General features: G+C 46.8%; 22 protein-coding genes. 21 read left to right on the top strand and 1 reads right to left on the bottom strand.

Going from position 1 to position 24,933, the window contains the following annotated elements:
• Positions 1 to 85 precede the first annotated feature (85 nt).
• The 18 genes from yhfH (at position 86) to BW952_RS06320 (ending at position 18,466) form a co-directional block, all read left to right on the top strand.
• The gene (yhfH, locus tag BW952_RS06235) at positions 86 to 214 is read left to right on the top strand and encodes a protein YhfH (protein ID WP_076496227.1); all 129 of its coding nucleotides are present in this window, start codon (positions 86 to 88) and stop codon (positions 212 to 214) included.
• A 168-nt stretch (positions 215 to 382) separates the two neighbouring features.
• Positions 383 to 1,021 (top strand): YfbR-like 5'-deoxynucleotidase, encoded by a 639-nt coding sequence (locus tag BW952_RS06240; RefSeq protein WP_045850821.1) that lies wholly within the window; start codon positions 383 to 385, stop codon positions 1,019 to 1,021.
• A 68-nt stretch (positions 1,022 to 1,089) separates the two neighbouring features.
• The gene (locus BW952_RS06245) at positions 1,090 to 1,326 is read left to right on the top strand and encodes a CsbA family protein (RefSeq protein ID WP_045850822.1); all 237 of its coding nucleotides are present in this window, start codon (positions 1,090 to 1,092) and stop codon (positions 1,324 to 1,326) included.
• A gap of 108 nt (positions 1,327 to 1,434) precedes the next feature.
• A complete protein-coding gene (locus BW952_RS06250; protein ID WP_045850823.1) occupies positions 1,435 to 1,695 on the top strand; it encodes a metal-sensitive transcriptional regulator in 261 nt (86 codons plus the stop codon).
• A 49-nt stretch (positions 1,696 to 1,744) separates the two neighbouring features.
• A complete protein-coding gene (locus BW952_RS06255) occupies positions 1,745 to 2,098 on the top strand; it encodes a rhodanese-like domain-containing protein (protein ID WP_045850824.1) in 354 nt (117 codons plus the stop codon).
• A 20-nt stretch (positions 2,099 to 2,118) separates the two neighbouring features.
• The gene (locus BW952_RS06260; RefSeq protein ID WP_045850825.1) at positions 2,119 to 2,904 is read left to right on the top strand and encodes a sulfite exporter TauE/SafE family protein; all 786 of its coding nucleotides are present in this window, start codon (positions 2,119 to 2,121) and stop codon (positions 2,902 to 2,904) included.
• A 121-nt stretch (positions 2,905 to 3,025) separates the two neighbouring features.
• On the top strand, positions 3,026 to 5,002 hold the full coding sequence (uvrB, locus tag BW952_RS06265) for an excinuclease ABC subunit UvrB (protein WP_045850826.1): 1,977 nt from the start codon (positions 3,026 to 3,028) through the stop codon (positions 5,000 to 5,002).
• A 10-nt stretch (positions 5,003 to 5,012) separates the two neighbouring features.
• Positions 5,013 to 7,865, top strand: coding sequence for an excinuclease ABC subunit UvrA (gene uvrA / locus BW952_RS06270; protein ID WP_045850827.1), 2,853 nt, complete (start codon positions 5,013 to 5,015; stop codon positions 7,863 to 7,865).
• Between the two features lie 66 nt (positions 7,866 to 7,931).
• On the top strand, positions 7,932 to 9,131 hold the full coding sequence (locus tag BW952_RS06275; protein WP_045850828.1) for a DUF4097 family beta strand repeat-containing protein: 1,200 nt from the start codon (positions 7,932 to 7,934) through the stop codon (positions 9,129 to 9,131).
• A 25-nt stretch (positions 9,132 to 9,156) separates the two neighbouring features.
• On the top strand, positions 9,157 to 9,504 hold the full coding sequence (locus BW952_RS06280) for a phage holin family protein (RefSeq protein ID WP_045850829.1): 348 nt from the start codon (positions 9,157 to 9,159) through the stop codon (positions 9,502 to 9,504).
• Between the two features lie 173 nt (positions 9,505 to 9,677).
• Positions 9,678 to 10,616 carry an HPr(Ser) kinase/phosphatase gene (gene hprK / locus BW952_RS06285; RefSeq protein ID WP_045850830.1) on the top strand — a complete coding sequence of 313 codons (939 nt, stop codon included), beginning with the start codon at positions 9,678 to 9,680 and terminating at the stop codon, positions 10,614 to 10,616.
• A 17-nt stretch (positions 10,617 to 10,633) separates the two neighbouring features.
• Positions 10,634 to 11,458, top strand: coding sequence for a prolipoprotein diacylglyceryl transferase (lgt, locus tag BW952_RS06290; protein ID WP_045850831.1), 825 nt, complete (start codon positions 10,634 to 10,636; stop codon positions 11,456 to 11,458).
• A 35-nt stretch (positions 11,459 to 11,493) separates the two neighbouring features.
• A complete protein-coding gene (locus BW952_RS06295) occupies positions 11,494 to 12,396 on the top strand; it encodes a nucleoside recognition domain-containing protein (protein ID WP_045850841.1) in 903 nt (300 codons plus the stop codon).
• A complete protein-coding gene (gene ppaX / locus BW952_RS06300; RefSeq protein ID WP_045850832.1) occupies positions 12,393 to 13,049 on the top strand; it encodes a pyrophosphatase PpaX in 657 nt (218 codons plus the stop codon). The genes BW952_RS06295 and ppaX overlap by 4 nt, the downstream gene beginning before the upstream one ends.
• The gene (locus BW952_RS06305; protein ID WP_045850833.1) at positions 13,046 to 13,540 is read left to right on the top strand and encodes an acyltransferase; all 495 of its coding nucleotides are present in this window, start codon (positions 13,046 to 13,048) and stop codon (positions 13,538 to 13,540) included. Before ppaX ends, BW952_RS06305 begins: the two co-directional genes overlap by 4 nt.
• A 152-nt stretch (positions 13,541 to 13,692) precedes the next feature.
• Positions 13,693 to 15,126 carry a carbon starvation CstA family protein gene (locus tag BW952_RS06310; protein WP_045850834.1) on the top strand — a complete coding sequence of 478 codons (1,434 nt, stop codon included), beginning with the start codon at positions 13,693 to 13,695 and terminating at the stop codon, positions 15,124 to 15,126.
• A gap of 130 nt (positions 15,127 to 15,256) precedes the next feature.
• Entirely contained in the window at positions 15,257 to 16,342 is a 1,086-nt protein-coding gene (locus BW952_RS06315) for an HD domain-containing phosphohydrolase (protein ID WP_045850835.1), read from the top strand.
• A gap of 9 nt (positions 16,343 to 16,351) precedes the next feature.
• A complete protein-coding gene (locus BW952_RS06320; protein ID WP_052698442.1) occupies positions 16,352 to 18,466 on the top strand; it encodes a sensor histidine kinase in 2,115 nt (704 codons plus the stop codon).
• 69 nt (positions 18,467 to 18,535) lie between these two features.
• Here the strand turns inward: BW952_RS06320 and BW952_RS06325 are convergent, their stop codons facing one another.
• Complete coding sequence (locus tag BW952_RS06325) at positions 18,536 to 19,924, bottom strand: right-handed parallel beta-helix repeat-containing protein (protein WP_139325424.1); 1,389 nt, start codon at positions 19,922 to 19,924, stop codon at positions 18,536 to 18,538.
• 473 nt (positions 19,925 to 20,397) lie between these two features.
• On the opposite strand from BW952_RS06325, the gene dcuS reads away from it, so the two are divergent.
• The 3 genes from dcuS to BW952_RS06340 all read left to right on the top strand — a co-directional run bounded on the left by dcuS (position 20,398) and on the right by BW952_RS06340 (position 24,539).
• On the top strand, positions 20,398 to 21,975 hold the full coding sequence (gene dcuS, locus BW952_RS06330) for a DcuS/MalK family sensor histidine kinase (protein WP_045850837.1): 1,578 nt from the start codon (positions 20,398 to 20,400) through the stop codon (positions 21,973 to 21,975).
• A 5-nt stretch (positions 21,976 to 21,980) separates the two neighbouring features.
• Positions 21,981 to 22,688 (top strand): response regulator, encoded by a 708-nt coding sequence (locus tag BW952_RS06335; protein ID WP_045850838.1) that lies wholly within the window; start codon positions 21,981 to 21,983, stop codon positions 22,686 to 22,688.
• A 207-nt stretch (positions 22,689 to 22,895) separates the two neighbouring features.
• Entirely contained in the window at positions 22,896 to 24,539 is a 1,644-nt protein-coding gene (locus tag BW952_RS06340; protein WP_045850839.1) for an SLC13 family permease, read from the top strand.
• Positions 24,540 to 24,933: the final 394 nt, after the last annotated feature.

The following is a 24,933-nucleotide window of genomic DNA, read 5'->3' on the forward strand; positions in this document are numbered from 1 at the left end:
ATATAACAGATGTTGACTTATTTATTCTGTTATAATACAATGAATTCAACAGCAAGACCAATTAAAATTAAAGGGGGACATCATCATGATGCCATTAGAATTTTACCGTAACATTCCAGGGAAAGAGTGCTGCCAGTGCGGTGCACAGATGATGGAGCAGCACGAGTCGTATCATACAGAGTGCGAGCGCTGCTTGAGCAAAGTGGAGGAATAATTGATATTGAAACATGTAACCGAATTCATTTGAAAAATCCGCCTGTTTGTCATATAACAGTGTGGATTTTTCTTTTTTTTCTGCCAATTTGTCGATACAATAGCGTAAACAGAAGAATTGCTCTTCTTCGCATAGACGGCAGAAGACTCTTCGTAAAGGAGTGGTGTCATGGGGGTTCACACATATTTTAAGACATTGTCAGATCTTGAACATTTATACCGGCTGCCGGGAAAATTTAAGTTCCAATCTCATACGGTGGCGGCCCATTCATTTAAAGTGACAAAAATTGCGCAGTTTTTAGGAACCGTCGAAGAAATGAATGGCGAAACGGTCGATTGGCGCTCACTTTACGAGAAAGCCTTGAATCATGACTATGCAGAGTTATTCACCGGCGACATTAAAACGCCCGTTAAGTATGCAACGGCGGAATTAAAAGAACTTTTTTCACAAGTGGAAGAACAAATGGCCCGCCGTTTTATCGAAGCGGAATTTCCGGCTGAATTTCATGAAGCCTATTTTCGACGGTTAAAAGAAGGGAAGGATCAAACCCTTGAAGGCCGGATTTTGTCTGTAGCGGATAAAGTGGATTTACTGTATGAAGCGTACGGCGAAATATTAAAACGGAATCCCGATCCGCTTTTTTTCGAAATTTATGAAGAAGCGCTCAATACGATTTTGCGTTTTCAGGATTTGCATTGTGTTACCTATTTTATTGAGCAGATTATGCCTGATATGCTGGCGGAGAAGTTTATGCCGCACAGCGAGCTTCGGGATTTAACCGAGCGCATTATCAGCCGCTCGGAATGAAACAGGTCTTTTCGAATAACGCAAAATCCGTTATGATAAAAGAAAACGCTTATGCTTAGGAGGATCTGATGGTTGATAAAATGATTCTGGCCCTGTTTATGCCCGCCCTGCTCGTCATATTGTTTTCGCGCGTGACATACAACCAGTTTCTCGGTCTCATTTTAACAGTCGCGCTTATTGCCGCATCCGCCTACAAAGGATATACCCACACGTGGGATTTAATCGTCATTGATGCTTTTTCTTTAACTGCCGGTCTCTGGATGTCCAACCGGATGATGAAAAGCCTGAAGGTAAAGCTGAATTAACACACTGAAAAAAATCAGTGTGTTTTTTTGTTTGCTTTTATATAGGGTATAGGGTATTATAGAAAATAAGTTAATACCCCTTGTGGTAAAATAAGCGGAGGGATGAACATGGAATATTCAAGAAGCATTCAAAACAGAATGAAACGGCTTGAAGGACAATTGCGTGGTGTTATGCGGCTGATGGAGGAAGACAAGGAGTGCCGGGACGTTGTGACCCAGCTTAGTGCTGTGCAGGGCGCCATTGACCGGACCATTGGACTTATTGTCAGTGAAAACCTGGAGCAGTGCGTCCGTACTAGTATTGTAAATGGGGAAGAAACAAACAGTGTCGTGAAAGACGCAGTCGACCTGCTAGTGAAAAGCCGATAATTTTTTTTGAATACAAAAATACCCCGTTAAGTATTTGGGAGGAGATAAAATGGACATTTTATTTTATGCGATCCTTGCTTTTGTCGTATATCGGGCTGTAAAAACAATGATGCCGGCAAAGGGCATCAGACAAATTGCGCCGGCTGATTTAAAAAAAGAATTCACTGACAAAAGCAGGCAGTTTATTGATGTGAGAACACCTGCGGAATATGGCGGGCGCCATTTAAAGCCATTTAAAAATATTCCTCTGCAGCAGCTGAGCAGCAGGCTAGGCGAGCTTGATCCACAGCGGGAAGTGACCGTTATTTGCCAGAGTGGCATGCGCAGCGCTAAAGCAGCTGCATTGTTAAAGAAAAAAGGATTTACGGTATCCAATGTGTCTGGCGGCATGGGTGCACAGTAAATGAATGAAGGAGGACCATCATGGATTGGTCAGCAGGTTTTATCATTACCATCTTTTTAATTGGCTTTGTCGGTTCCTTTTTATCCGGTATGGTCGGGATCGGCGGTTCAATCATTAAATACCCGATGCTTTTGTTTATCCCGCCCTTTCTCGGATTTGCCGCGTTCTCCGCACATGAAGTATCGGGCATAAGCGCTGTACAAGTCTTTTTCGCTACTATAGCCGGTGTATGGGCCTATAAAGGAAGTCCTTATTTAAATAAAACACTCATTATCCATATGGGTGCGGCTATCCTGGCAGGAAGCTTTATTGGCGGCTTCGGCTCAAGCGGGATGTCCGAGCAATCCGTGAATCTCGTTTATGGCATTTTAGCGGCTCTTGCAGCGATCATGATGTTTATTCCAAAGAAAAATTTAGATGATCGTCCTCTTGACCAGCTGCAGTTCAATAAATGGCTGGCAGCAGGACTCGCCTTTATTGTCGGGATCGGATCTGGAATTGTGGGTGCGGCCGGTGCCTTCTTACTGGTGCCAGTCATGCTTACGGTGCTGAAAATCCCGACCCGCATGACGATTGCTACGTCACTTGCGATTACGTTTATCTCATCCATCGGCTCAACTGCCGGAAAGCTGATGACAGGACAGGTCATGCTCTGGCCTGCCGTGATTATGGTCATCGCCAGTCTTCTTGCAGCGCCTATTGGAGCCAAAGCCGGGCAAAAAATGAATGTAAAAGTCTTGCAGTGGCTGTTAGCGGTTTTAATCGCTGGGACAGCCATTAAAATCTGGATCGATATTTTAGGATGAAAAGCGGCAAAAGCACACACTCCGAACAAGTGTGTGCTTTTTGCTGGCTTTTTTTGTTTTGATCATGGTAAAATGGGAACTATATAAAGAAAAGAACGGTTTAAGACAGGAGGCCTGTACGTTGGCTCAGCCATTTCAGTTAGTTTCTAAATACAAGCCGGAAGGAGATCAGCCAGCTGCGATCAAGGAATTATCAGAAGGAATTCGCAGTGGCAAAAAGCACCAGACATTGCTCGGTGCGACCGGCACAGGAAAAACATTTACGATCTCAAACGTCATACAGGAAATTAAAAAGCCAACGCTTGTGATTGCACATAACAAAACACTCGCCGGACAACTGTACAGTGAATTTAAAGAATTTTTTCCAGACAATGCGGTAGAGTATTTTGTCAGCTACTACGATTACTATCAGCCGGAAGCATATGTCCCGCAGACGGATACCTTTATTGAAAAAGACGCCAGCATCAATGATGAGATTGATAAGCTTCGTCATTCGGCCACGTCTTCTTTATTTGAACGCGATGATGTGATTATCATTGCGTCTGTTTCGTGCATATACGGCCTCGGTTCGCCGGAAGAATATAAAGAAATGGTGATTTCACTTCGAAACGGCATGGAGATCGCCCGAAATGACTTGCTTCGCCGTTTGGTCGACATTCAATATGAACGAAATGATATTGATTTCAAGCGTGGTACATTCAGGGTGCGTGGTGACGTCGTTGAAATATTCCCTGCGTCACGAGACGAAAAGTGTATCCGGGTTGAATTTTTTGGTGATGACATTGACCGGATTCGGGAAGTGGATGCATTAACGGGTGAAATTATGGGCGACCGCGAACATGTCGCCATTTTCCCGGCAAGCCACTTTGTTACGCGGGAAGAAAAAATGAATATTGCGATTGGAAACATTGAGCAGGAGCTTGAAGAGCGTCTTGCGGTGCTTCGCTCGGAAGAAAAGCTGCTAGAAGCACAGCGTCTGGAGCAGCGGACACGATACGATTTGGAAATGATGCGGGAAATGGGCTTTTGTTCTGGGATTGAGAACTACTCGCGCCATTTGACGCTGCGCCCGCCAGGCTCCACACCTTACACATTGCTGGATTATTTTCCGGACGATTTTTTGATGGTGATTGATGAGTCGCACGTAACGTTGCCACAGGTTCGCGGTATGTATAACGGGGATCAGGCGCGTAAGCAGGTGCTGGTTGACCATGGCTTCCGCCTGCCGTCTGCGAAAGACAACCGCCCTTTAACGTTTACGGAGTTTGAAGATCACATCAATCAAATTATATACGTATCAGCGACGCCAGGCCCGTATGAGCTGGAGCATACGCCGGAAATGACACAGCAAATTATCCGGCCGACTGGGCTGCTTGATCCAAAGATTGAAGTGCGCCCGATTGAAGGACAAATTGACGATTTAATCGGTGAAATCAATGAACGGATCGAAAAAAATGAACGGGTGCTCGTCACGACGCTAACGAAAAAAATGTCTGAAGATTTAACGGACTATTTAAAAGAGCTTGGCATCAAAGTGCAATACCTTCATTCAGAAATCAAAACACTGGAACGGATTGAAATTATCCGAGACCTGCGTCTTGGTAAATATGACGTACTGATCGGCATCAATCTTCTTCGTGAAGGACTTGATATTCCGGAAGTGTCCCTTGTCACGATTTTGGATGCGGATAAAGAAGGGTTTCTCCGTTCGGAGCGTTCTCTCATTCAAACGATTGGCCGGGCTGCCCGTAACTCGGAAGGAAAAGTCATTATGTATGCAGATAAAATGACGGATTCCATGACCAAGGCGATCAGTGAAACAAAACGGCGTCGTGAAATTCAAGAGGAGCACAACGAACGGCATGGCGTGACACCGATGACGATTCAAAAAGATATTCGGAATGTGATCCGTGCGACACAGGCAGCGGAAGATACAGAAACGTACGCATCCAAAACAAAGGGCAAAAAAATGTCCAAGCAGGAACGTCAAAAACTCATTATGAATCTCGAAGCAGAAATGAAGGAAGCGGCCAAATCACTCGATTTCGAGCGGGCAGCAGAGCTTCGCGATGCATTATTTGAGCTTAAATCAGAATAGAGGTGCTTACATGGCCATTGATCATATAGCAGTAAAAGGGGCCCGTGCCCATAATTTAAAGAACATCGATATTACCATTCCCCGCGACCAGCTTGTCGTGTTGACGGGTCTGTCGGGCTCAGGAAAGTCCTCGCTTGCGTTTGATACGATTTATGCAGAGGGGCAGCGGCGTTACGTGGAGTCGCTGTCCGCTTATGCACGCCAATTCTTAGGGCAAATGGATAAACCGGACGTTGATTCTATTGAAGGTCTGTCACCGGCGATTTCAATTGATCAGAAGACCACGAGCCGTAATCCGCGTTCGACCGTGGGAACCGTGACTGAAATCTATGACTATTTGCGTCTTTTGTATGCGAGAGTCGGACGTCCGATTTGCCCTATTCATGGGATTGAAATTACGTCTCAGACCATTGGACAGATGGTGGACCGTGTCATGGAGCTCAGTGAACGGACGAAAATTCAAGTTCTCGCACCGGCGGTTTCCGGACGAAAGGGCACACACGCAAAAGTGTTCGAGGATGTGAAGCGCCAGGGGTACGTGCGTGTTCGCGTTGACGGTGAAATGCGCGACCTGGAGGAAGAGATTGAACTGGAGAAAAACAAAAAACACTCTATCGAAGTGATCATTGACCGGATCGTCGTGAAGGAAGGGGTGGAGGCGCGCCTGGCTGATTCAATTGAAACAGCCCTGCGTCTCGGTGAAGGCAACGTCATCATTGATGTCATCGGTGAAGAGGAGCTGCTGTTCAGTGAGCACCATGCCTGCCCGCACTGTGGCTTTTCAGTCGGCGAGCTGGAGCCGAGAATGTTCTCGTTTAACAGCCCGTTCGGTGCCTGCCCGTCCTGTGATGGGTTGGGTATGAAGAAAAAAGTGGATGTTGATCTCGTCATTCCAGATAAAGACCGTACATTAAATGAAAACGCGATTGCCCCGTGGGAACCGGTGAGCTCTCAATATTATCCGCAGCTGCTGAAGGCCGTTTGCCAGCACTACAATATTGATATGGATACACCGTGGAAAGACTTGCCTGCTGATCAAACGGATACGCTTTTAAACGGTTCTGGAGGAGATAAAATCCGTTTTCGCTATGAAAATGATTTCGGCCAAATCCGTGACAACAGCATTCAGTTTGAAGGGGTGCTGAGCAACGTTGAACGGCGCTACAAAGAAACAAGCTCTGATTACATTCGTGACCAGATGGAAAAGTATATGGGAGAATCCAAGTGTCCAACATGTAAAGGCCAGCGCTTGAAAAAAGAAACGCTCGCTGTAAAAATTGATGGTTTAACCATTTCAGAAGTAGCGGATTTTTCGATTCAAGAAGCAGCCGCTTTCTTTAAAGACATCGTGCTTACAGAAAAGGAGATGCAGATTGCCCGTCTTGTACTAAGGGAAATCTGTGAGCGTCTCGGCTTTTTAATTGATGTCGGTCTTGATTATTTAACGCTGAGCCGTGCGGCTGGAACGCTGTCGGGTGGAGAAGCACAGCGGATTCGCCTCGCGACGCAGATCGGCTCTCGTTTGACGGGCGTCCTTTATATTCTTGATGAACCATCGATTGGGCTTCATCAGCGGGACAATGACCGGTTAATTCGAACGATGCAGAATATGCGTGATATCGGCAACACACTGATCGTCGTTGAACACGATGAAGACACGATGATGGCTGCGGATTATTTAATCGATATTGGACCGGGAGCAGGCGTACATGGCGGTGAAGTCATTGCCGCCGGTACACCGAAGGAAGTAATGGACAATAAAAAATCGCTCACCGGCCAATACTTATCCGGCGAGAAGTTTATTCCACTGCCGGGAGAACGCCGCAAGCCGGACGGCCGCTGGATCGAGGTCACAGGAGCGAAGGAAAATAACTTAAAAAACGTAAAAGCGAAATTCCCGCTCGGTTTGTTTACGGCCGTTACAGGCGTGTCAGGCTCCGGCAAAAGTACGTTAATCAATGAAATTTTGTATAAAAAGCTGGCCCAGTCACTGAACAGAGCAAAGGCGCGTCCAGGGGCCCATAAAGAAGTGAAGGGGATTGACCAGTTAGAAAAGGTCATTGATATTGACCAGTCGCCAATCGGAAGAACACCACGTTCGAATCCGGCCACGTATACAGGCGTGTTTGACGATATCCGGGACGTGTTTGCGCAAACAAATGAAGCGAAGGTGCGCGGCTATAAAAAAGGCCGGTTTAGCTTTAATGTGAAAGGCGGCCGCTGTGAAGCGTGCCGTGGCGATGGAATTATCAAGATTGAAATGCACTTCCTGCCGGATGTTTATGTGCCGTGCGAGGTGTGCCATGGAAAACGGTACAACCGGGAAACGCTTGAAGTGAAATACAAGAGCCAAAACATTTCGGATGTCTTAGAAATGACCGTAGACGATGCGCTTCTGTTTTTTGAAAACATCCCGAAAATCAGCCGGAAGCTCCAAACGATCGTTGATGTAGGGCTCGGATACATTACGCTCGGCCAGCCTGCGACTACCTTATCAGGAGGAGAAGCGCAGCGTGTCAAGCTTGCATCTGAGCTGCACCGGCGCTCGAACGGCCGTTCATTTTACATTTTGGATGAGCCGACGACCGGTCTTCATACAGACGACATTGCCCGGCTTCTTGACGTTCTTCAGCGCCTTGTGGAAAACGGGGACACGGTGCTCGTCATTGAGCATAACCTTGATGTCATTAAAGCAGCAGATTACCTTGTGGACCTTGGACCTGAAGGCGGCGATAAAGGCGGCACCATCGTCGCATCCGGTACACCGGAAGACATAGCGGCAGTGAAGGAATCCCATACAGGATACTATTTAAAGAAAATTCTAGAACGTGACCGGGAACGAATGGCGGTACAAGCAAAATAAAATGAAACCTTTTGACGGCAGATTCGTATAAACGAACAGGTACAAAAAACGGGAGGTTTACAACGAATGAGCGAAGAAAAACTGCGAATTTTGAAAATGTTGGAGTCGGGAATTATTTCAGCGGATGAAGCAGTAAAGTTGATTGAAGCGTTGGAGAAAAACAATGCCTCTTCCAAAACAGATACGCGTTACTCATCCACAAAGTCAGCGGAAAGCTCAAAAGGACTCGGCAGTATTTTTGAAGAGCTGGAGAAATTCGGTCAAAAAATGAGCGGCCAGCGTCCGAAAACAGAAACCGTCACCCAGTCAAAAGAAAAGATCTTTGAATTCATGCAGTCTGCTATGCAGCGTTTAAAAGATGTGGAAGTTCCATTCGTTGGTAAAGGTGCTGAATTTACGCATGTTTTTCATGAGCAGGATGCAAAGCCGCATCGCTTAAAGCTTGAAACGGCCAATGGCGCTGTTACAATTCGTCCGTGGGATGGAGAAGGCGTAAAAGCTGAATGCCATGTGAAGGTGTACGGAGCCGCCACAGAAGAAGAAGCGAGAGAATCGTTTTTGAAAAACAGTATTTTTTATGCACGGGAAGATAAGCTTTCTTTTTCTGTTGGACTTAAGCTGATGAAAACGGATGTTACGCTTTATATTCCGTCTAGCGAGCTGGAGGATGTCTCTGTGAAACTGTTTAATGGAGCATTCGACATGCGTGATGTGAAAGCAGATAAGCTCGAAGTCCGTTCTGGAAACGGAAAGATTGAATTGAAAAGCAGCCGCATTTCGGTGATTGAAGCAGAAACAGGCAACGGGCCGATTCGATTAATTGACTGCGAAGGGGAACGGGCTGAGCTGAACACATTTAATGGCGCGATTCATATGGTTGGGACGTACCGCTTCGCTGACCTGCAGACGTTTAACGGGAATGTCCTGTACGATGCAAAAACGGATCAAGCAGAAGCCGTCCGCGCCGAGTCGATGACGGGCAACGTTGAACTGTACGTTCCGCAGGATTTGGCCGTAAAGGGGGAGATGCGGACAACAGCCGGTCGCCTCACTGTTCCGGAAACAGGTATGGCGAATGTGACGGAAAAAGATGAACGTATTCAAAAATCACTGAAATTTGAAAGTGATAATCTGCTAGACGGGCGCCAGCTGACGATTGATGCTGAAACCAAAACAGGATCTGTCACACTGCGCATGTCTTCCTTGCGTCAAACACCGCCGCCAGGACCGGACCATTCGGATGATTCATTCGGAGCAGGTATTTAATTTAAAAAGCAAGGGAGTTTTTACAATGGGCTGGTTGGTAGGCGTCCTCATTAATGCCATCTTATTTGTGGCGCTGGCTGGTTATTTTCCCGGACTGCATGTGGACAGTTTTTTCCACGCCGTGATTGCCAGCCTTGTTTTATCCGTTTTAAACGGCATTGTCCGGCCGATTCTCGTTTTGCTGACATTGCCGATCACGATGATTTCACTCGGGCTGTTTCTTTTCGTGATCAACGCAGCCACCCTGTTAATGACAGACAGCATTATGGGCTATGCGTTTGAAATTGAAAGCTTCGGCCTGGCACTGGTCATTGCTGTTTTAATGGCGCTGGTCAATATGGTGCTGTATGCGACTATTTTAAGAAGACGATAAATGATGAAGGTCCATCGAGATAACCGAACGATCTTGCGGAATACCGCAATCGTTCGGTTTTTTTGCGTGATGAACAGCAAGAAACCGGCGGAAGGTGAAATTGAATCATCAGTTTTTAGATCGAAACATGGTACAATGGAGTCAATTCGTTTTATGGGATAGGAGGGAATAAAATGCCAAAAGTGCGCGCAGTTGATCTTTTGGAGAAATTTAGTTTAGAGCTTGTCAGTGGGGAAGAAGGGCTGCACCGCCCAATCAAGTTAAGTGATCTGTCTCGTCCAGGGTTGGAGATTGCCGGTTTTTTTGATTACTATCCGGCGGAGCGGGTTCAATTAATCGGCATGACGGAGCTGTCTTTTTTTCAGCGCCTCAGTCCGGCTGAAAAAAAGGAACGGATGGATAAGCTGTGCGATTATGAAACGCCGGCGATCATCGTTTCAAGAAATCTCAGTGTGCCGGTTGAGCTGATTGAAGCGTCAGAGGCTTATTCTGTGCCAGTTATGCGTTCAAAAATGACAACCACCAAATTTTCAAGTCAGCTGACCAATTACCTGGAATCGATGCTGGCACCGACAACCGCTATTCATGGTGTTCTCGTTGATATTAATGGGATCGGTGTGCTCATCACCGGACAAAGCGGCGTCGGTAAAAGTGAAACAGCGCTGGAGCTTGTAAAACGTGGACACCGCCTTGTGGCCGATGACTGCGTGGAAATTCGCCAGGAGGATATTGGGCGTCTCGTCGGGACATCCCCCGAATTAATCGAGCATTTGCTTGAAATTCGCGGACTTGGCATTATTAATGTGATGACCTTGTTTGGAGCAGGGGCGGTCCGTTCCCATAAAATCATCACGTTAAATGTAAACCTTGAGCTCTGGGATCCAGACAAACAGTATGATCGACTTGGCATTGAAGAAGACAAGCTGCCAATTTTGGACTCGGAAATTACCAAAATCACACTGCCTGTTCGCCCAGGCCGAAATCTAGCTGTCATCATTGAAGTAGCGGCCATGAACTTCCGCTTGAAGCAGATGGGCGTGAATGCGGCGCAGGAATTTACAGATAAACTGGCTGGCGCGATTAATGATGCCGGCATTGACAATAAGCAGTAATAAGGAGTGGGAGAACTTTGGATTATCCATTAAATCCGATTGCCTTTGAACTCGGCAGTTTTCAAGTTCACTGGTACGGGATTATTATCGGAATCGGCATTGCGCTCGGTTTTTATTTGGCGTCAAAAGAAGGGGACAGGCTTGGTCTTCCACAGGAAACCTTTTCTGATTTGCTTATTTGGGCGATTCCGATTGCGCTCATTTCAGCGCGTGCGTATTATGTGCTGTTTGAATGGGATTATTATTCTCAAAATCCGGGTGCGATTATTCAGATTTGGAATGGAGGCATTGCCATCCATGGCGCCTTGATCGGCTCAGTGATAACCGCTATTGTTTTTTCAAGAAAGAAGAATATTTCCTTTTGGAAGCTGGCTGATATTGCAGCCCCTTCGATTATTCTAGGTCAGGCGATTGGCCGCTGGGGCAACTTCATCAATCAAGAAGCGCACGGCGAAGAGGTAACCCGCTCGTTTTTGGAAGGGCTGTATTTACCCGATTTTATTGTGAATCAAATGTACATAGAGGGTACATATTATCATCCGACCTTTTTCTATGAGTCGGTCTGGAATATAATTGGCTTTGCGCTGCTGCTCTTGCTTCGCAAAGTGAATCCGAAGCGTGGGGAATTGTTCTTATCGTATGTGATCTGGTATTCGATTGGCCGTTTCTTTATTGAGGGGATGCGCACGGACAGCTTAATGGTGGCTGACTTGCTGCGGATTGCCCAGGTGCTGTCACTAACGCTCATCGTTGTGGCTGCGTTCATTCTTGTTTTCCGCCGGATAAAGTACGCATTGCCACGTTATGCGGATCAGACGAATGAAGGGACGATCGCACCGTGAAAGGAACGCTGGCTAAAGGCTTGAAAACGGGCTTAATGACGACGTGGACACTCGGGAAAGTCATTTTCCCGATCACGCTCGTTGTGACTATTTTGCAATTCACACCGGTTTTACCGTGGGTGATTGCCCTTATTAGTCCGATTATGGGTATTTTTGGCTTGTCTGGTGATGCAGCGATTCCGCTCGTCATCGGCAATGTCTTGAACCTGTACGCAGCGATCGGCGCGATTTTATCGCTGGAGCTGACAGTGAAGGAAGTGTTTATTCTTGCCATGATGCTGTCATTTTCCCACAATTTGTTTGTGGAATCGATTGTGGCGACAAAGGTTGGCGTGAAAATGTGGGTGATTTTAGCTGTTCGTCTCGGCCTTGCTATTACAGCGGGGATCGTGATTAACCTCGTCTGGCAGGGAGGCGGCGAAATCGCCCAGTATGGGATGGTGCCGGAAGCAGCCGCTGAGCCAACTACATGGGCGGGCATTGGCTTGCTTGGTTTGCAAAAAGCCACATTTGGTGTTTTGCAGCTGGCGATGATCGTGATTCCGCTTATGGTCATGATTCAGTTCGCAAAGGATTTAAAATGGCTGGACGCTTTTTCACGAGCGGTCGCACCTGCGACACGCTTTCTTGGTATGAAGGAAAATACATCGATGACGCTTGCATCGGGTCTGCTAATTGGGCTTGCGATGGGCTCAGCTGTTATGATTCAGGCGGTGGAAGAGGATGGGGTCAGCAGGCGTGATGTGACGCTTGCATTCATCTTTCTTGTCGCCTGTCACGCGGTCATTGAAGATACGCTTATTTTTATCCCACTCGGTATACCTGTTTGGCCGCTGTTCCTCATTCGCATTGTGACGGCTGTTGTGCTAACGATGGTTGTCGCGCGGCTTTGGGGGCGCCCTCAACAGGAAAGTAGAAAGGAAGCTGTCCATTTATGAGTAAACTAAACGCGTTGCTGTTTGATTTAGACGGCACATTAATTAATACAAACGAATTAATTGTGGAGTCGTTTCTTCACACATTAAATCATTATTTTCCAGGGCAATATGAACGGGAGGATGTGTATCCGTTTATGGGACCGCCGCTTATTGACACATTTGAAGCGCTTGATAAAGAACGGACGATGGAAATGGTCGCGCACTACCGGGCATTTAACCATGAAAAACACGATGCACTCGTTACGGAGTTTCAAGGTGTTTACGAAACCATCCGGACGCTGCATGAAAACGGCTTTAAAATGGCGATCGTGTCGACGAAGATTCATGAAACGATTTTAAAAGGATTAAAGCTGACGAACATGGAGTCGTTTTTCGATGTGGTTGTCGGGCTCGATGACGTCAAGCACGCAAAGCCGCATCCGGAGCCTGTTCAAAAAGCGCTTGCTGCACTCGGGGCATCGCCGGAGGAAGCGCTGATGATTGGCGACAACTATCATGACATTGAAGGCGGACAAAACGCCGGTGTGAAAACAGCGGGTGTGGCGTGGTCATTAAAAGGCCGTGACTTTTTAAATACGTACAACCCGGATTATATGCTGGAATCTATGGCCGACTTGCTCGATATTTTGCAGGTCGGAGCAAACCAGAAATGAGACGGACGAAACGGTATAAGCTAAAGGACGGAGCCAATCCGCTTTTTCACATTTATCAAACCGTTTCGTTCTGGAAAACGTTTAAAAATACACTGGTCATCGAAGCGGGGCGCTATATTCCATTTGTACGGCTGAAAAACGCTTTGTACCGTCGTTTGCTTGGCATGAAGATTGGCGATGGCACAGCCCTGGCTTATAAAGTCGTGCCGGATATTATGTTCCCGGAGCAGATTTCAATTGGACACAATACGATTATCGGCTACAATACAACCATTTTGGCGCATGAATATTTAACCGATGAATATCGGATTGGCCCGGTTGTAATCGGTGACCGTGTGATGATCGGTGCAAATACAACGATCTTGCCTGGTGTCAAAATCGGCGACGGTGCGGTCGTATCCGCCATGACGCTCGTGAATAAAGATGTTCCGCCCGGTGCGTTCGCCCGGGGGAATCCAATGATGATCAAAACGGCCTCAGCTGACAGCTGAGGCCGTTTTATTATGGCGAAATAAAATACAACAATAATTTTGTAAATAAAAAAAGCGCATAAATAAACAGATTTTTTAAAAAATAGGTTGTTTTTTAATTTTTCAGAATATAAAATAGTGAAACAGTTCTTTTACATCAGGGGGTTTCATCTATGTTTACTTTTCTATCAGCAATTGCTCTTCTTTTATGCGGGTATTTATTTTATGCGAAATTCGTTGAGCGTGTGTTTGTCATTAACGATGACCAGCCCACGCCAGCTTATGAGAAAACTGACGGATTGGATTATGTGCCAATGCCGTGGTGGAAGGGCTGGTTTATTCAGCTTCTGAACATTGCGGGTCTTGGTCCGATCTTTGGAGCGGTTGCAGGCGCCTTATATGGCCCGGTTGCTTTTATTTGGATTGTGGCAGGCTGTATTTTTGCCGGAGCTGTTCATGATTACTTTTCAGGCATGCTGTCACTGCGGCATGGTGGCGCGCAGTTTCCTGCACTTGTAGCCAAGTATTTAGGAAATGCCGTCAAATCGGCGGTTAATGTTTTTTCACTTGTTTTAATGGTGCTGGTGGCGGCTGCGTTTACAGCAGGTCCGGCACAACTCATTGCACAGCTGACACCGCTCAGTTTTATGGCTGCACTCATTCTCGTTTTCACTTACTTTTTGCTGGCGGCGATTTTGCCGGTGAATCAAGTGATCGGAAAAGTGTACCCGATTTTCGGTGTGATTTTGGTGGTAATGGCCGTAGCGATTGGCGTAGCGCTTTTGTTTGGCGGCAAGCCAATTCCGGAGCTGACACTGGCGAACCTTCATCCGGGCGATATGCCGGTTTGGCCGCTGATTATGGTGACGATCTCGTGCGGTGCGATTTCCGGCTTTCACTCGACGCAAAGCCCGATTGTCTCACGCACACTGAAGAAAGAGTCGGAAGGGCGAAAAGTCTTTTACGGCGCGATGATTGGCGAAGGCGTAATCGCGTTAATCTGGGCGGCTGCCGGCATGACGTTTTTTGGCGGGACAGCAGGTCTTGGAGAGGCGCTTGCTGCCGGGGGGCCTTCCGGCGTGGTGAATGAAATCTCGACTTCTCTTCTTGGTACGTTCGGCGGGATTTTAGCCATTCTGGGTGTCATCATCCTGCCTATCACAACGGGCGATACGGCTCTTCGTTCATCTCGTATGATTTTGTCGGACTGGCTGTCAGGCTTTGTGAACATGGACCGTAAAGGGATGCCGCTTTTCATGACGATCGTTGTCAGTGTCCCTGCATTTTACTTGTCAACCATTGACTATTCCTTTTTATGGCGGTATGTCGGCTGGACCAATCAGGTCGTTGCGACAGTCATGCTGTGGACCGCTGTTTCCTACTTGCTGAAGGAAGGGAAGAATCACTGGATTGCCGGTGTGCCTGCGATGTTCATGACTGGCGTTGTCTGCACGTATATCTTTTACGCGCCGGAAGGATTCGGACTTGCTTACGGAGTATCGATGGCCATTGGCTTTACACTTGCCGCTATCGTTATTGCGCTGTACGCAAGGCAAATTGTTCGTTTTAAACGAATGGAGTCTGAACTCTCGGTATCCGCCTCTTAAATCACTTAAATTAGTAAGGCATTCTGCAAATGCAGAATGCCTTTCGTTTTGTCGAAAAGTGATATTTCTCATCGACAAAAGAAGAAATGCATAGTACAAAAGTAGTATATATATAAAAGGAGCGCTGTGCATGCTTACGCAGAAGATTTTAATTGTTGATGACACTCCGCCAAATGTTTTGCTTTTAGAAAAAATATTAAGGATGAACGGGTTTGAAAACTTAACTTCCACAGTTGATTCACGTGTCGTGATGGACATCATTGAAACACAACAGCCGGATCTGGTGCTGCTCGATTTACGGATGCCTTATATAGATGGATTTGAAATTCTCGAACAGCTTCAGAACAGCATTCATAAAGAGGGCTTTCCCGTGATTGTGATTACAGCACAGCATGATCCAGACAGCAAACGGAAAGCACTCAAGCTTGGAGCGCGAGATTTTATTACAAAGCCTTTCGATCCGGAAGAAATCGTTATGCGTATTCATAATACACTGGAATTAACTGTCTTGCGGAAAAAGCAAAAAAATCGAAATGCAGAGCTAGAAAAACTAGTCGCGGCGCGCACAAAAGAGCTAGCGAATTTACAGATAGAACTTATTCACCGGCTAGGGAAAGCGGTCGATTCCCGTGACAATGAAACAGGCGATCACATTATTCGCATGAGCTTATATACGAAAGAAATTGCGCTGCAGCTTGGGTACAATCAAAAAGAAGCAGAGCTGCTTCAATTTGCGAGCACCATGCATGATGTAGGGAAAATTGCGATACCAGATTTGATTTTATTGAAAAGCGGTCCACTAACAGAAGAGGAGTGGGCGGTGATGAAAACGCACACGGTCATCGGTGCCCGCATTTTAGAAGGAAGCTCGTCGAATCTTCTTCAATTGGCAGCAGAAATTGCACTGACTCATCATGAGAAATGGGATGGCACCGGCTATCCATATGGCAAAAAGGAAAGGGAGATTCCGCTTTCAGGCTGTATTACGGCAGTAGCTGACGTGTTTGATGCGCTTACCTCGGCAAGACCATATAAGGAGCCGTGGTCATTCGAAAAAGCGGCCGCTCATATTCAGGAGGCATCCGGTCTTCACTTTCAGCCGGAGGTGGTACGGGCGTTTGAACAGGCTCTGCCGGATATCCGGATGATTTTCAGCCAATATGCTGAACAACGGCCAGCTATAGACGATTTTTCAGTGGAATCATTACGAAAGTAGGCTGCGAGCATGAAAAAGCCAATAGAGAAATATTCGTTAATGCAGTGGATTTGGCGTTCTTTTTTAAAAACAGCTTTGATTCCGCTCATTGCAATTGAACTGGTGTTTATCGGTATTTATTTTACAGCGAATACGTGGTCGAAGGAGGTAACGGTTGATTTCCTGAAAGACAGCACAAAAGATGAATTGTCCCACCGGGCTGTGCAGGAAGCAGCAAACATTCAAACGAAGCTTCAGGGAATCGGGCATGCAACAGATCTGTACCGTCAGCACATGCAAGCTGCTTTTTTATCAGATGACCGAATCGATCTAGAAGACAGAAGCCGGCTTGCTTATTCGGAGGATGGTGTCTATTATTCGACCCGTGACCGTTTGGATGGGGGAGCGGCTCTTTTTTACAGTGGATTTGCTCCGATAGGAAAGGAAGAAAGAGAAAAAGCTGCAAAGCTCGCAGCGCCGGACGTTCAGCAGTTTATGAAGCAGCTGCAGCAGTCACAGCCGCTTGCGGCCGCTGTGTACTTTAATTCATACGACTCGCTTAATATTATTTATCCGTATTTTGATGTGCTGACGCAGTATCCGCCGAAAATGGACATTGCCTCCTATAATTTTTATTATGAAGCGGATGTAAAAAACAATCCGGAGCGCAAAGTCGTCTGGACAGATGCTTATTTGGATCCGGCTGGAAACGGGTGGATGGCTTCATCACTTGCGCCGGTGTATCAGGGTGATTTTTTAGAGGGCGTAGTCGGCATTGACGTAACGATTGATACGATTACAAAAGAAGTATTAAATTTGAATTTGCCGTGGAACGGGTACGGGGTTCTCGTCAGCGAGGACGGAACCATTCTTGCTCTGCCTGAAGCGGGGGAAGAGACATGGGGGCTTGAGGAGTTAAAAGAGTATACGTATGAAAGTGCTGTTCGGGAGGATACATTTAAGCCGGAACAGTTCAACGTGCATAAACGGAATGACCTGGAGGAGGTTAGCCGTCTTGTGGAAGACCGCGAAGAAGGGGTCTCGGATGTTCAGCTCAATGGTGAGACACAGTACATGTCATGGGCGACCATTCCAGAAACAGGCTGGAAACTGTTTATTGTCGTCGATGAGGAAGCTGTTTTTTCGAAAATTGACGATACGAGCAGCCGGCTAAATTCGATCGGTGTGTACATGATTGCCGGGCTCATTTTGTTTTATTTACTGTTTTTCCTTCTTTTATACCGGAATTCCCGCAGAATGAGCCGGAAGGTGTCACAGCCGCTTGAAGATATCAGTCATATGGTTAAGCGAATTGGCGAAGGCGTATACCGGCAGCCAAAGCAGGAATTTCGGGTGCTGGAGCTGGATCATACGGCTGAGGAGCTTCTGGCGATGGGCCGGCGTCTTGGAGAAACAAATGAACGGCTCGTTGCGGCTAAAAAAGAAGCAGAAAAAGCGAGTAATGCCAAGTCAGAATTTTTGTCCAGCATGAGCCATGAGCTGAGAACGCCAATGAATGCTATTTTAGGATTTGCGCAGCTGCTGGAGCTTGACCCTGCTGAGCCACTGAGTGATTCGCAGAAAGAAAATGTAGGGGAAATTATTAAAGCTGGCGGCCATTTACTTGATCTGATTAATGAAGTGCTGGATCTGGCGCGCATTGAGGCCGGTCAAATGCCGATTTTCATGGAACCCGTTTTAGTAAATGAGGTATGGAAAGAGGTAGAGAATCTTGTCAGGCCGTTAGCAGGTGCGTCGAATCTTTTACTGCTCTGTGAATGCGAGAGCTGCCAGCAGGTTTATGTGCTGACAGATCGAATGAAGTTAAAACAGATTATGCTAAATCTGCTGTCGAATGCAATTAAGTATAATCGGGAAGGCGGAACCATCACAGTCAGGTGCCGGGCGGATGAGCAAACCATCATCTTCTCCGTAAAGGACACCGGAAAAGGAATTGCGGCTGAGCAGCTTGAAACTATTTTCGAGCCGTTCCGTCGAATGAATGAAGGACAGAGTGTTGTTGAAGGGACCGGCATAGGTCTTGCGGTCACAAAACAGCTTGTCGGATTAATGAATGGACAGATTAAAGTGGAAAGCAGCGAAGGGAAAGGCAGCACCTTCCATATTATTCTTCCAAAAGCATAAAAAACAGCACGGGCTTCTGAAAAGAAACCCGTGCTGTTTTTAAAATCAGGCGGTTGAAAGCTTGTCAACTTATTTAGAAAAACGATAAAGTAAAATCGCCCGTTTTACAGTTGGGGAAAGGTCTGTTTCAGCAAGCGCTGCTTTCAGCTCGAGCCGTGTAGAAGCAGTCTCAACAGCAGATGCTGTTCTCTGCTCAGACGCACCGCCTGCTGGTGCAGTTGACGCGGCAATCGGTCCTGGTGTTTGAGCTGGCGCTGTAAAGGCAACGGAAGAGCCGTTGTTCGATACAGTAGACGCGGCTGCGTTGCTGATTCGTGTGGTCCCGTTGTTAGACGACAGGTGGTTATTGGTAATAGTCATCCCTGTCCCGCCGTATGTTTCAATGCCAACAGATTGATTACTTGTCAGTTTATTGGCGGTAATCTTATTTCCGTTTACGCCATTTAACGCGTATACGCCCCGTTTGATGCTTCCGGAAATGATGTTGTTATGCACAGCATTGTTTTGCCCGTAATTAATGAGCACGCCGTTGCTGTAGTAGGATTCAGATACATCACCGCCGTTGTTGGCGATTGTGTTTCCGGCAACCGTGTTGCCATGGGAGTGGCCAAGCAGCACACCGCCCATTTTATTGTTGCGGATAATGTTGTATTCTGCCCTGCTTCCGTCTGCGTATGCGAACATCAAGCCGTAGCCTGCGTTGTTCTCCATAATATTATGACGGATGGAAACTCCTTCAAGCGGCAGATTGTAAGGCGGGTCCCGTTCAAGATCGACGCCGGAAGAAGGCAGCGTACCATTCGTATTTTTAAAGAGGCTGTTTGTGACGGTAATGTTTCGGCCGGCGACAATCGACAGACCCTGGCGACGGTTATGATCAGCTGTTACCCGGTCAATGACGACATCGTTCGGTACTTTTTTGACCGTTTCAAAATTGTTCTCCACGGTAAAGCCGTCACCCCAAAAATTTTTAGCGGTGACGCCGTACACGTAAATAGAGGAGGCACTGCCCATAATGTGAACACCGTGTCCCCATTCGCCGCCGCTGCCGGTATGAATGGCGCGGTCGCCGATCAGTGTGCCGCCGGTAATTTTAACGTTCTGCACATTGGAGACATTGAGCAACCGGTAGTTTTGCAGGCTGTTTGCTTTTAATTTCAAAACGGTTCCGCTGTCCATCCGAAGATGCACGTTGCTTTTCAGCATAAGACCGTTTCCTGATGAATTAACAGCTAAATCAAATGTGCCGGCAGGAATGTCGACAATGCCGCCGCCGGCAGAGGCAGCAGCATCTATGGCTTTTTGGATAGCAGGTGTATCCAGGGCATTGTCATTTGCTTTAGCGCCATATTGCAGCACATTCACTGTGGCTGCTTCCGTGTGTTCAGCCATAAAGGGCATGGCGAGTATAGAAGCTGACAGCAAGCCGGCAGCCCATATTTTTTTTGCATACTTCATTTTCTTCACATACCTCCGAGAGTTTAAATCAAGCCGTTTGCTTTTCTTCAATCCTCCTCATCTATTAAACTTGCCTGCCTTGGAGCGCAATGATTTGAAGCGGTTCTCTACTTGTCCGCCACAGGACAAAACAAAAAGCCGGCCGGGAGTGAGCGATTTCGAATCGCATCCATCCGGTCGGTCTGGATTTTGTTTCTGCACTTTTCTCTCTCATCTATAGCAAAATTAATCCGTTCTCTGCATTTTGTTCTCTCTTCCAAAACAAAGACATTGAGCTGTCAATTTCTGTGACTTGAGGTCAGAAATTGTCAAGGGAGAGCATTTCTTCAACATCATAGCACGAATTGACGCAACAAAAAGACCTGTTTTAAAAAACGGAGGTTCGGACTACAAAATAGCCAGCGCCTTCTAAATTAAGTATTGCGGACGAATCAAAAATCTGCGACGCTTATGAAAGCGGGAGGGGACGCAGCATGATTCGAAAATTAACATTACAAGCATCTATCGTACTGCTGGTTATCTCGGTCGTCACATTTGCGTTAGGGCTGACAAACTGGCTGATTGCACACGATGTGGCGGAATCAAAGCGTGCGGAATTAACTGAAACGGTTCGCACATCGTCCAGGCTGCTGGCGGAGTCCTCTATTATTAAAAAAGGACTTGACGGCATCGACGAGGAAGCTGTCCAGCAATTTGCTGAAAAAACGAGAAAGCAAATCGGCGCTGATTATATTACCGTGTTCAATCAAAACGGAGTTCGCCTGTCTCATCCGGACCCGGGCTTAATCGGCCAGCCGTTCCAGGGAGGCGATGAAGGACCGGTGCTTGACGGAAAAGAGCATCTTTCAACGGCGGAAGGGTCCCTTGGGCTGTCTGTCCGCTACTTCACTCCTGTTTATTCTGCACAAGGCCAGCAGATTGGGGCTGTAGCGGTCGGCATCACTCTGGAAAAAATCCAGGAAGCGGTCGTGGACAGCCGGCGCATGATATATGCCGGCGTTGCAGCCGGCTTGACTGTAGGATTGGCCGGCGCATTGTTTTTAGGTCAGCGGGTTCGGAGGGTGATGTTTGGAATGGAGCCTGAGCAAATCGCCCAGCTTTTAGAAGAACGAAGTGTGATGCTGGAATCAACCCACGAAGGCATTCTCGCAGTGGATCAAACGGGCTCGATTACCCTTTTAAACGACGCAGCTGCCTCCCTGCTGCGAAAAACAGGGCTACTCGGGCCATTCGAGGGGCAAAAAGCCGAATCGATCATGCCGAAAGTTCCGCTCCGAGACGTGCTGGAGCGTGGCGAGCGCTTACTGGACGAAGAGCTGGAGATTAACGGCACCGTCTTTTTTATTAACAGCTCTCCGCTGCTTTTAAAGGGAAAAGTGATTGGGGCTGTCACGACAATGAGAGACCGGACGGAAATGAAAAAGCTGGCAGAGCGCTTGAGCGGGACTGAAATGTATGCAGAAGCGCTGCGGGCACAGACGCATGAATTTATGAACCGTCTGCACGTCATTATGGGGATGGTTCATATTAAGCAATTTGATGCGCTCCCTGCTTATATACAAGAGATTAATATCCGTTATCAGGATAATATCGGGTATTTGTCCAAGCGAATTAACGACCCGGTTGTGGCCGGCTTTTTACTGGCAAAAATGAGCTTTGCGTCAGAGCAGGGAAAAGAGGTTGTGCTTGCAGCTGAATCGTTTTTGCCTGATCAAAAAAACAGCCGCTTATCCCATGAATTAATTACGATATTAGGGAATTTAATTGATAACGCGCTGGATGCAACGGATCAGAACGGGCGGCCGGTTACTGTTTTTATGGACGCTGAAGAAGGGCTGTTAACCATAGAGGTCAAGGATCATGGGAAAGGAATGGAGTCGACAGAAGGCATTTTTGACAAAGGGCGCTCGGAAAAAGGCAACAGGCGGGGCTATGGACTTTTCCTTGTCCAGGAAAGTGTCAAGCAGCTGGATGGGACGATTTACGTGATGTCAGAAAAACAAAAAGGTACCATCGTTGAAGTGGTCATCCCCATTGAACGAAAGGAGTGAAGCAGATGATTCGGTTATTAATTGCAGAAGACGATCCGATGGTCGCAGAGTTAAACCGCCGCTATGTCGAATCAGTGGCGGGATTTGAGTCAATCGGTGTGGCATCAAAGCCTGAAGACGTGCTGAGGAGGGCGGCGGTTGAAAAGCCGGATTTAATTTTGCTTGATATTTACATGCCGGGAATGACCGGGCTTGAAGTGCTTGAAAAGCTGCGGGCGACCGGTTCCAGAGCAGATGTGATCCTGATCAGTGCCGCGACCGACATGGACAGCGTTCGAAAAGCCATGCAGCTTGGGGCGGTGGATTATATCATTAAACCTTTTCAGTTCGAGCGCTTTCAGCAGGCGCTGCTGTCATATGAAAAGCGGCGGCGTTTTTTCAGCGAATCGGCCCAATTCAAGCAAAGTGATATTGATGCCATGCTTTTTCGTTCAGAACAATCTGCTCCGCTGCACGAATTGCCAAAAGGGCTGACAAAAGAAACCCTGTCGATTGTTTGGACAGCGATTCAAGAAACGGAGCAGGCAGACTTTTCAGCGGAAGACATTGCGTTCGCCTCCGGGGTTTCCCGTGTTTCTGTCCGGAAATATTTGTCGTTTCTACAGGAGGCGGGCGTTCTCACCTCCGACGTTTTGTACGGCTCTGTCGGACGGCCCCAATCCCGCTATCAAATTCATGAAGCGGGCCGGGAGCACATGTTAAAGTATATTTAAGAAAACGGTGGGACAGTCTTCTTTTATGATGGAGACTGTCCTTTGCGGTAATGAATTTTGCGGTTGGATAAGAAAATCATTATGTAAGCGTTTGCTTTTTTTATTTACAAAATGCTTTCTTTTCTTTTTTAATCTCTCTTCCAGCCTGTTATCCAGTAGACTTCAGTTATGAACAAACTGTGACAACAAAAAGGGGGAGGGTTTTACATGCAGCAATTTGCGACAACAGTCTGGAATGAATGCTGGAATGCACACGATAAAATAAAACAGCTTTTGTTTTTTGCATTGCCAAAGAAAGCGGATTCAAAATTGGAAGAAAGTAATGAGGATGCTCATTCAGGAGCGAACGGTCCGAATGATCCACAAAAGCGGTATATGAAGCCGTCACAATGGGTTGGTTTTTTGCTTGGTCCACTCTTGTTTTTCGCTATTTTATTCTTTTTTTCGCCAGCCGGCTTAAACCCGGAAGCAAAAGCAGTATTGGCTGTAACGGTTTGGGTAGCTGTATGGTGGATTACAGAAGCGATTCCGATTCCGGTTACGTCGCTCTTACCGATTATCTTATTGCCGATAACAGGAGCACTGGATGGAGATTTAGCTGCTTCCGCTTACGGTGATCCGATTATTTTCTTATTCCTCGGCGGCTTTATGATTGCGATGGCCATGGAAAAATGGGATCTTCACAAACGGATCGCGATGAACATTGTTGCGGTTATGGGAACAGGCTCAAAAAAAATCGTGCTCGGTTTTATGATATCGACCGGCTTTTTATCGATGTGGGTATCGAACACTGCAGCAGTTATGATGATGATCCCGATTGGAACCGCTATCACGTATCAAGCGGCTCAAATTGTGAAAAAATCAGGTGACAAGTCAATCGATATTCACAGCTTTGAGAAAACGATTATTTTTGGTATCGGATTTGCTGGAACGATCGGCGGACTTGGAACGTTAATCGGAACACCGCCAAACATTATTATGGCTGCAGCTATCAACAGCTTGTATGGCGTCACGATCTCGTTTGCTGACTGGATGTTTGTGGCGGCGCCAGTCGTCTTTGTTTTACTTATTGTTTCCTGGCTTTACCTGGTTAACATTGCCTTCCCAATTAAATTCAAAGAGCTTCCCGGCGGAATGGATCTGATCCGCTCGGAAAAGAAAAAGCTTGGGAAAATGAGTTCTGAAGAAGGATTAGTGCTGGCGGTTTTCTTGTTCGCAGCGTTTATGTGGATTACGCGCACATTCCTCTGGGTCGACATTATTCCAGGTATTAGTGACGCGATGATTGCGATTACAGCAGCGGTTTTGCTGTTTATTCTTCCATCGAAGAACAAAGGCGGCGCATTGTTAGACTGGTCGGTATCACGTGACCTGCCGTGGGGCGTTTTGCTTTTGTTCGGTGGCGGTCTTGCCATAGCAGCGGGCTTTGGTGAAACAGGTCTTGCCGTATGGATCGGGGATCAGCTGACAGTATTAGACGGCTTATCCATGTTCCTTGTTGTTGTATGTGTGACGACATTTGTTTTATTCTTAACAGAAATTACATCCAATACAGCGACAGCGACAATGATCATGCCGGTTCTTGCTGCGCTCGCCTTAGCATTGAATGTTCACCCGTTCATCTTAATGATGCCAGCTGCAATGGCAGCGAACTGCGCGTTCATGCTTCCAGTCGGCACACCGCCAAATGCGATCATTTTCGCAACCGGCAAAATTACCATTCCAGAGATGGTCAAAGCCGGCTTCTGGATTAATATGTTCGCCATTGTACTGATTGTCGGCGCCATGTATTTGATTATGCCACTTGTGTTCGGCGTAGACATTTCCATGTTCCCGGCGGATTTTAAATAATCATTAAATGAGACCGTCTTCTATTTAGAGAAGACGGTCTCATGCTGTTGAAAAACTAACGTGTCCAGGGAATACAGTTGTTTTTTAAGGAATTTTGGTGCGTATAGTGGTGGAAGTGACCGGTAACCCTCATCATCTGACCGATAAAGCACTTTTTCCGGTCAGATAGATGTGTTTATCAGTCACTTCCTTTATTTTATCGGTCAAAATAGAAAAACGATTGTTCAATTTATATAGATAAGACAGATATTCTTTCAAAATGCTTTTTTCTATTTCGGGATGCATTGAAGTGGGTTTTCTTTGTCTTTTGGATCAGATCCTTTCCTTTTTTGATTTTCGGACGATGCTTTCCTCCCACCAGGGCGGCTGGCGCAGGACGAAGACTCGGGAGGGA

Source organism: Domibacillus enclensis (genome assembly GCF_900156125.1).
GTDB classification, from domain to species: domain Bacteria; phylum Bacillota; class Bacilli; order Bacillales; family Domibacillaceae; genus Domibacillus; species Domibacillus enclensis.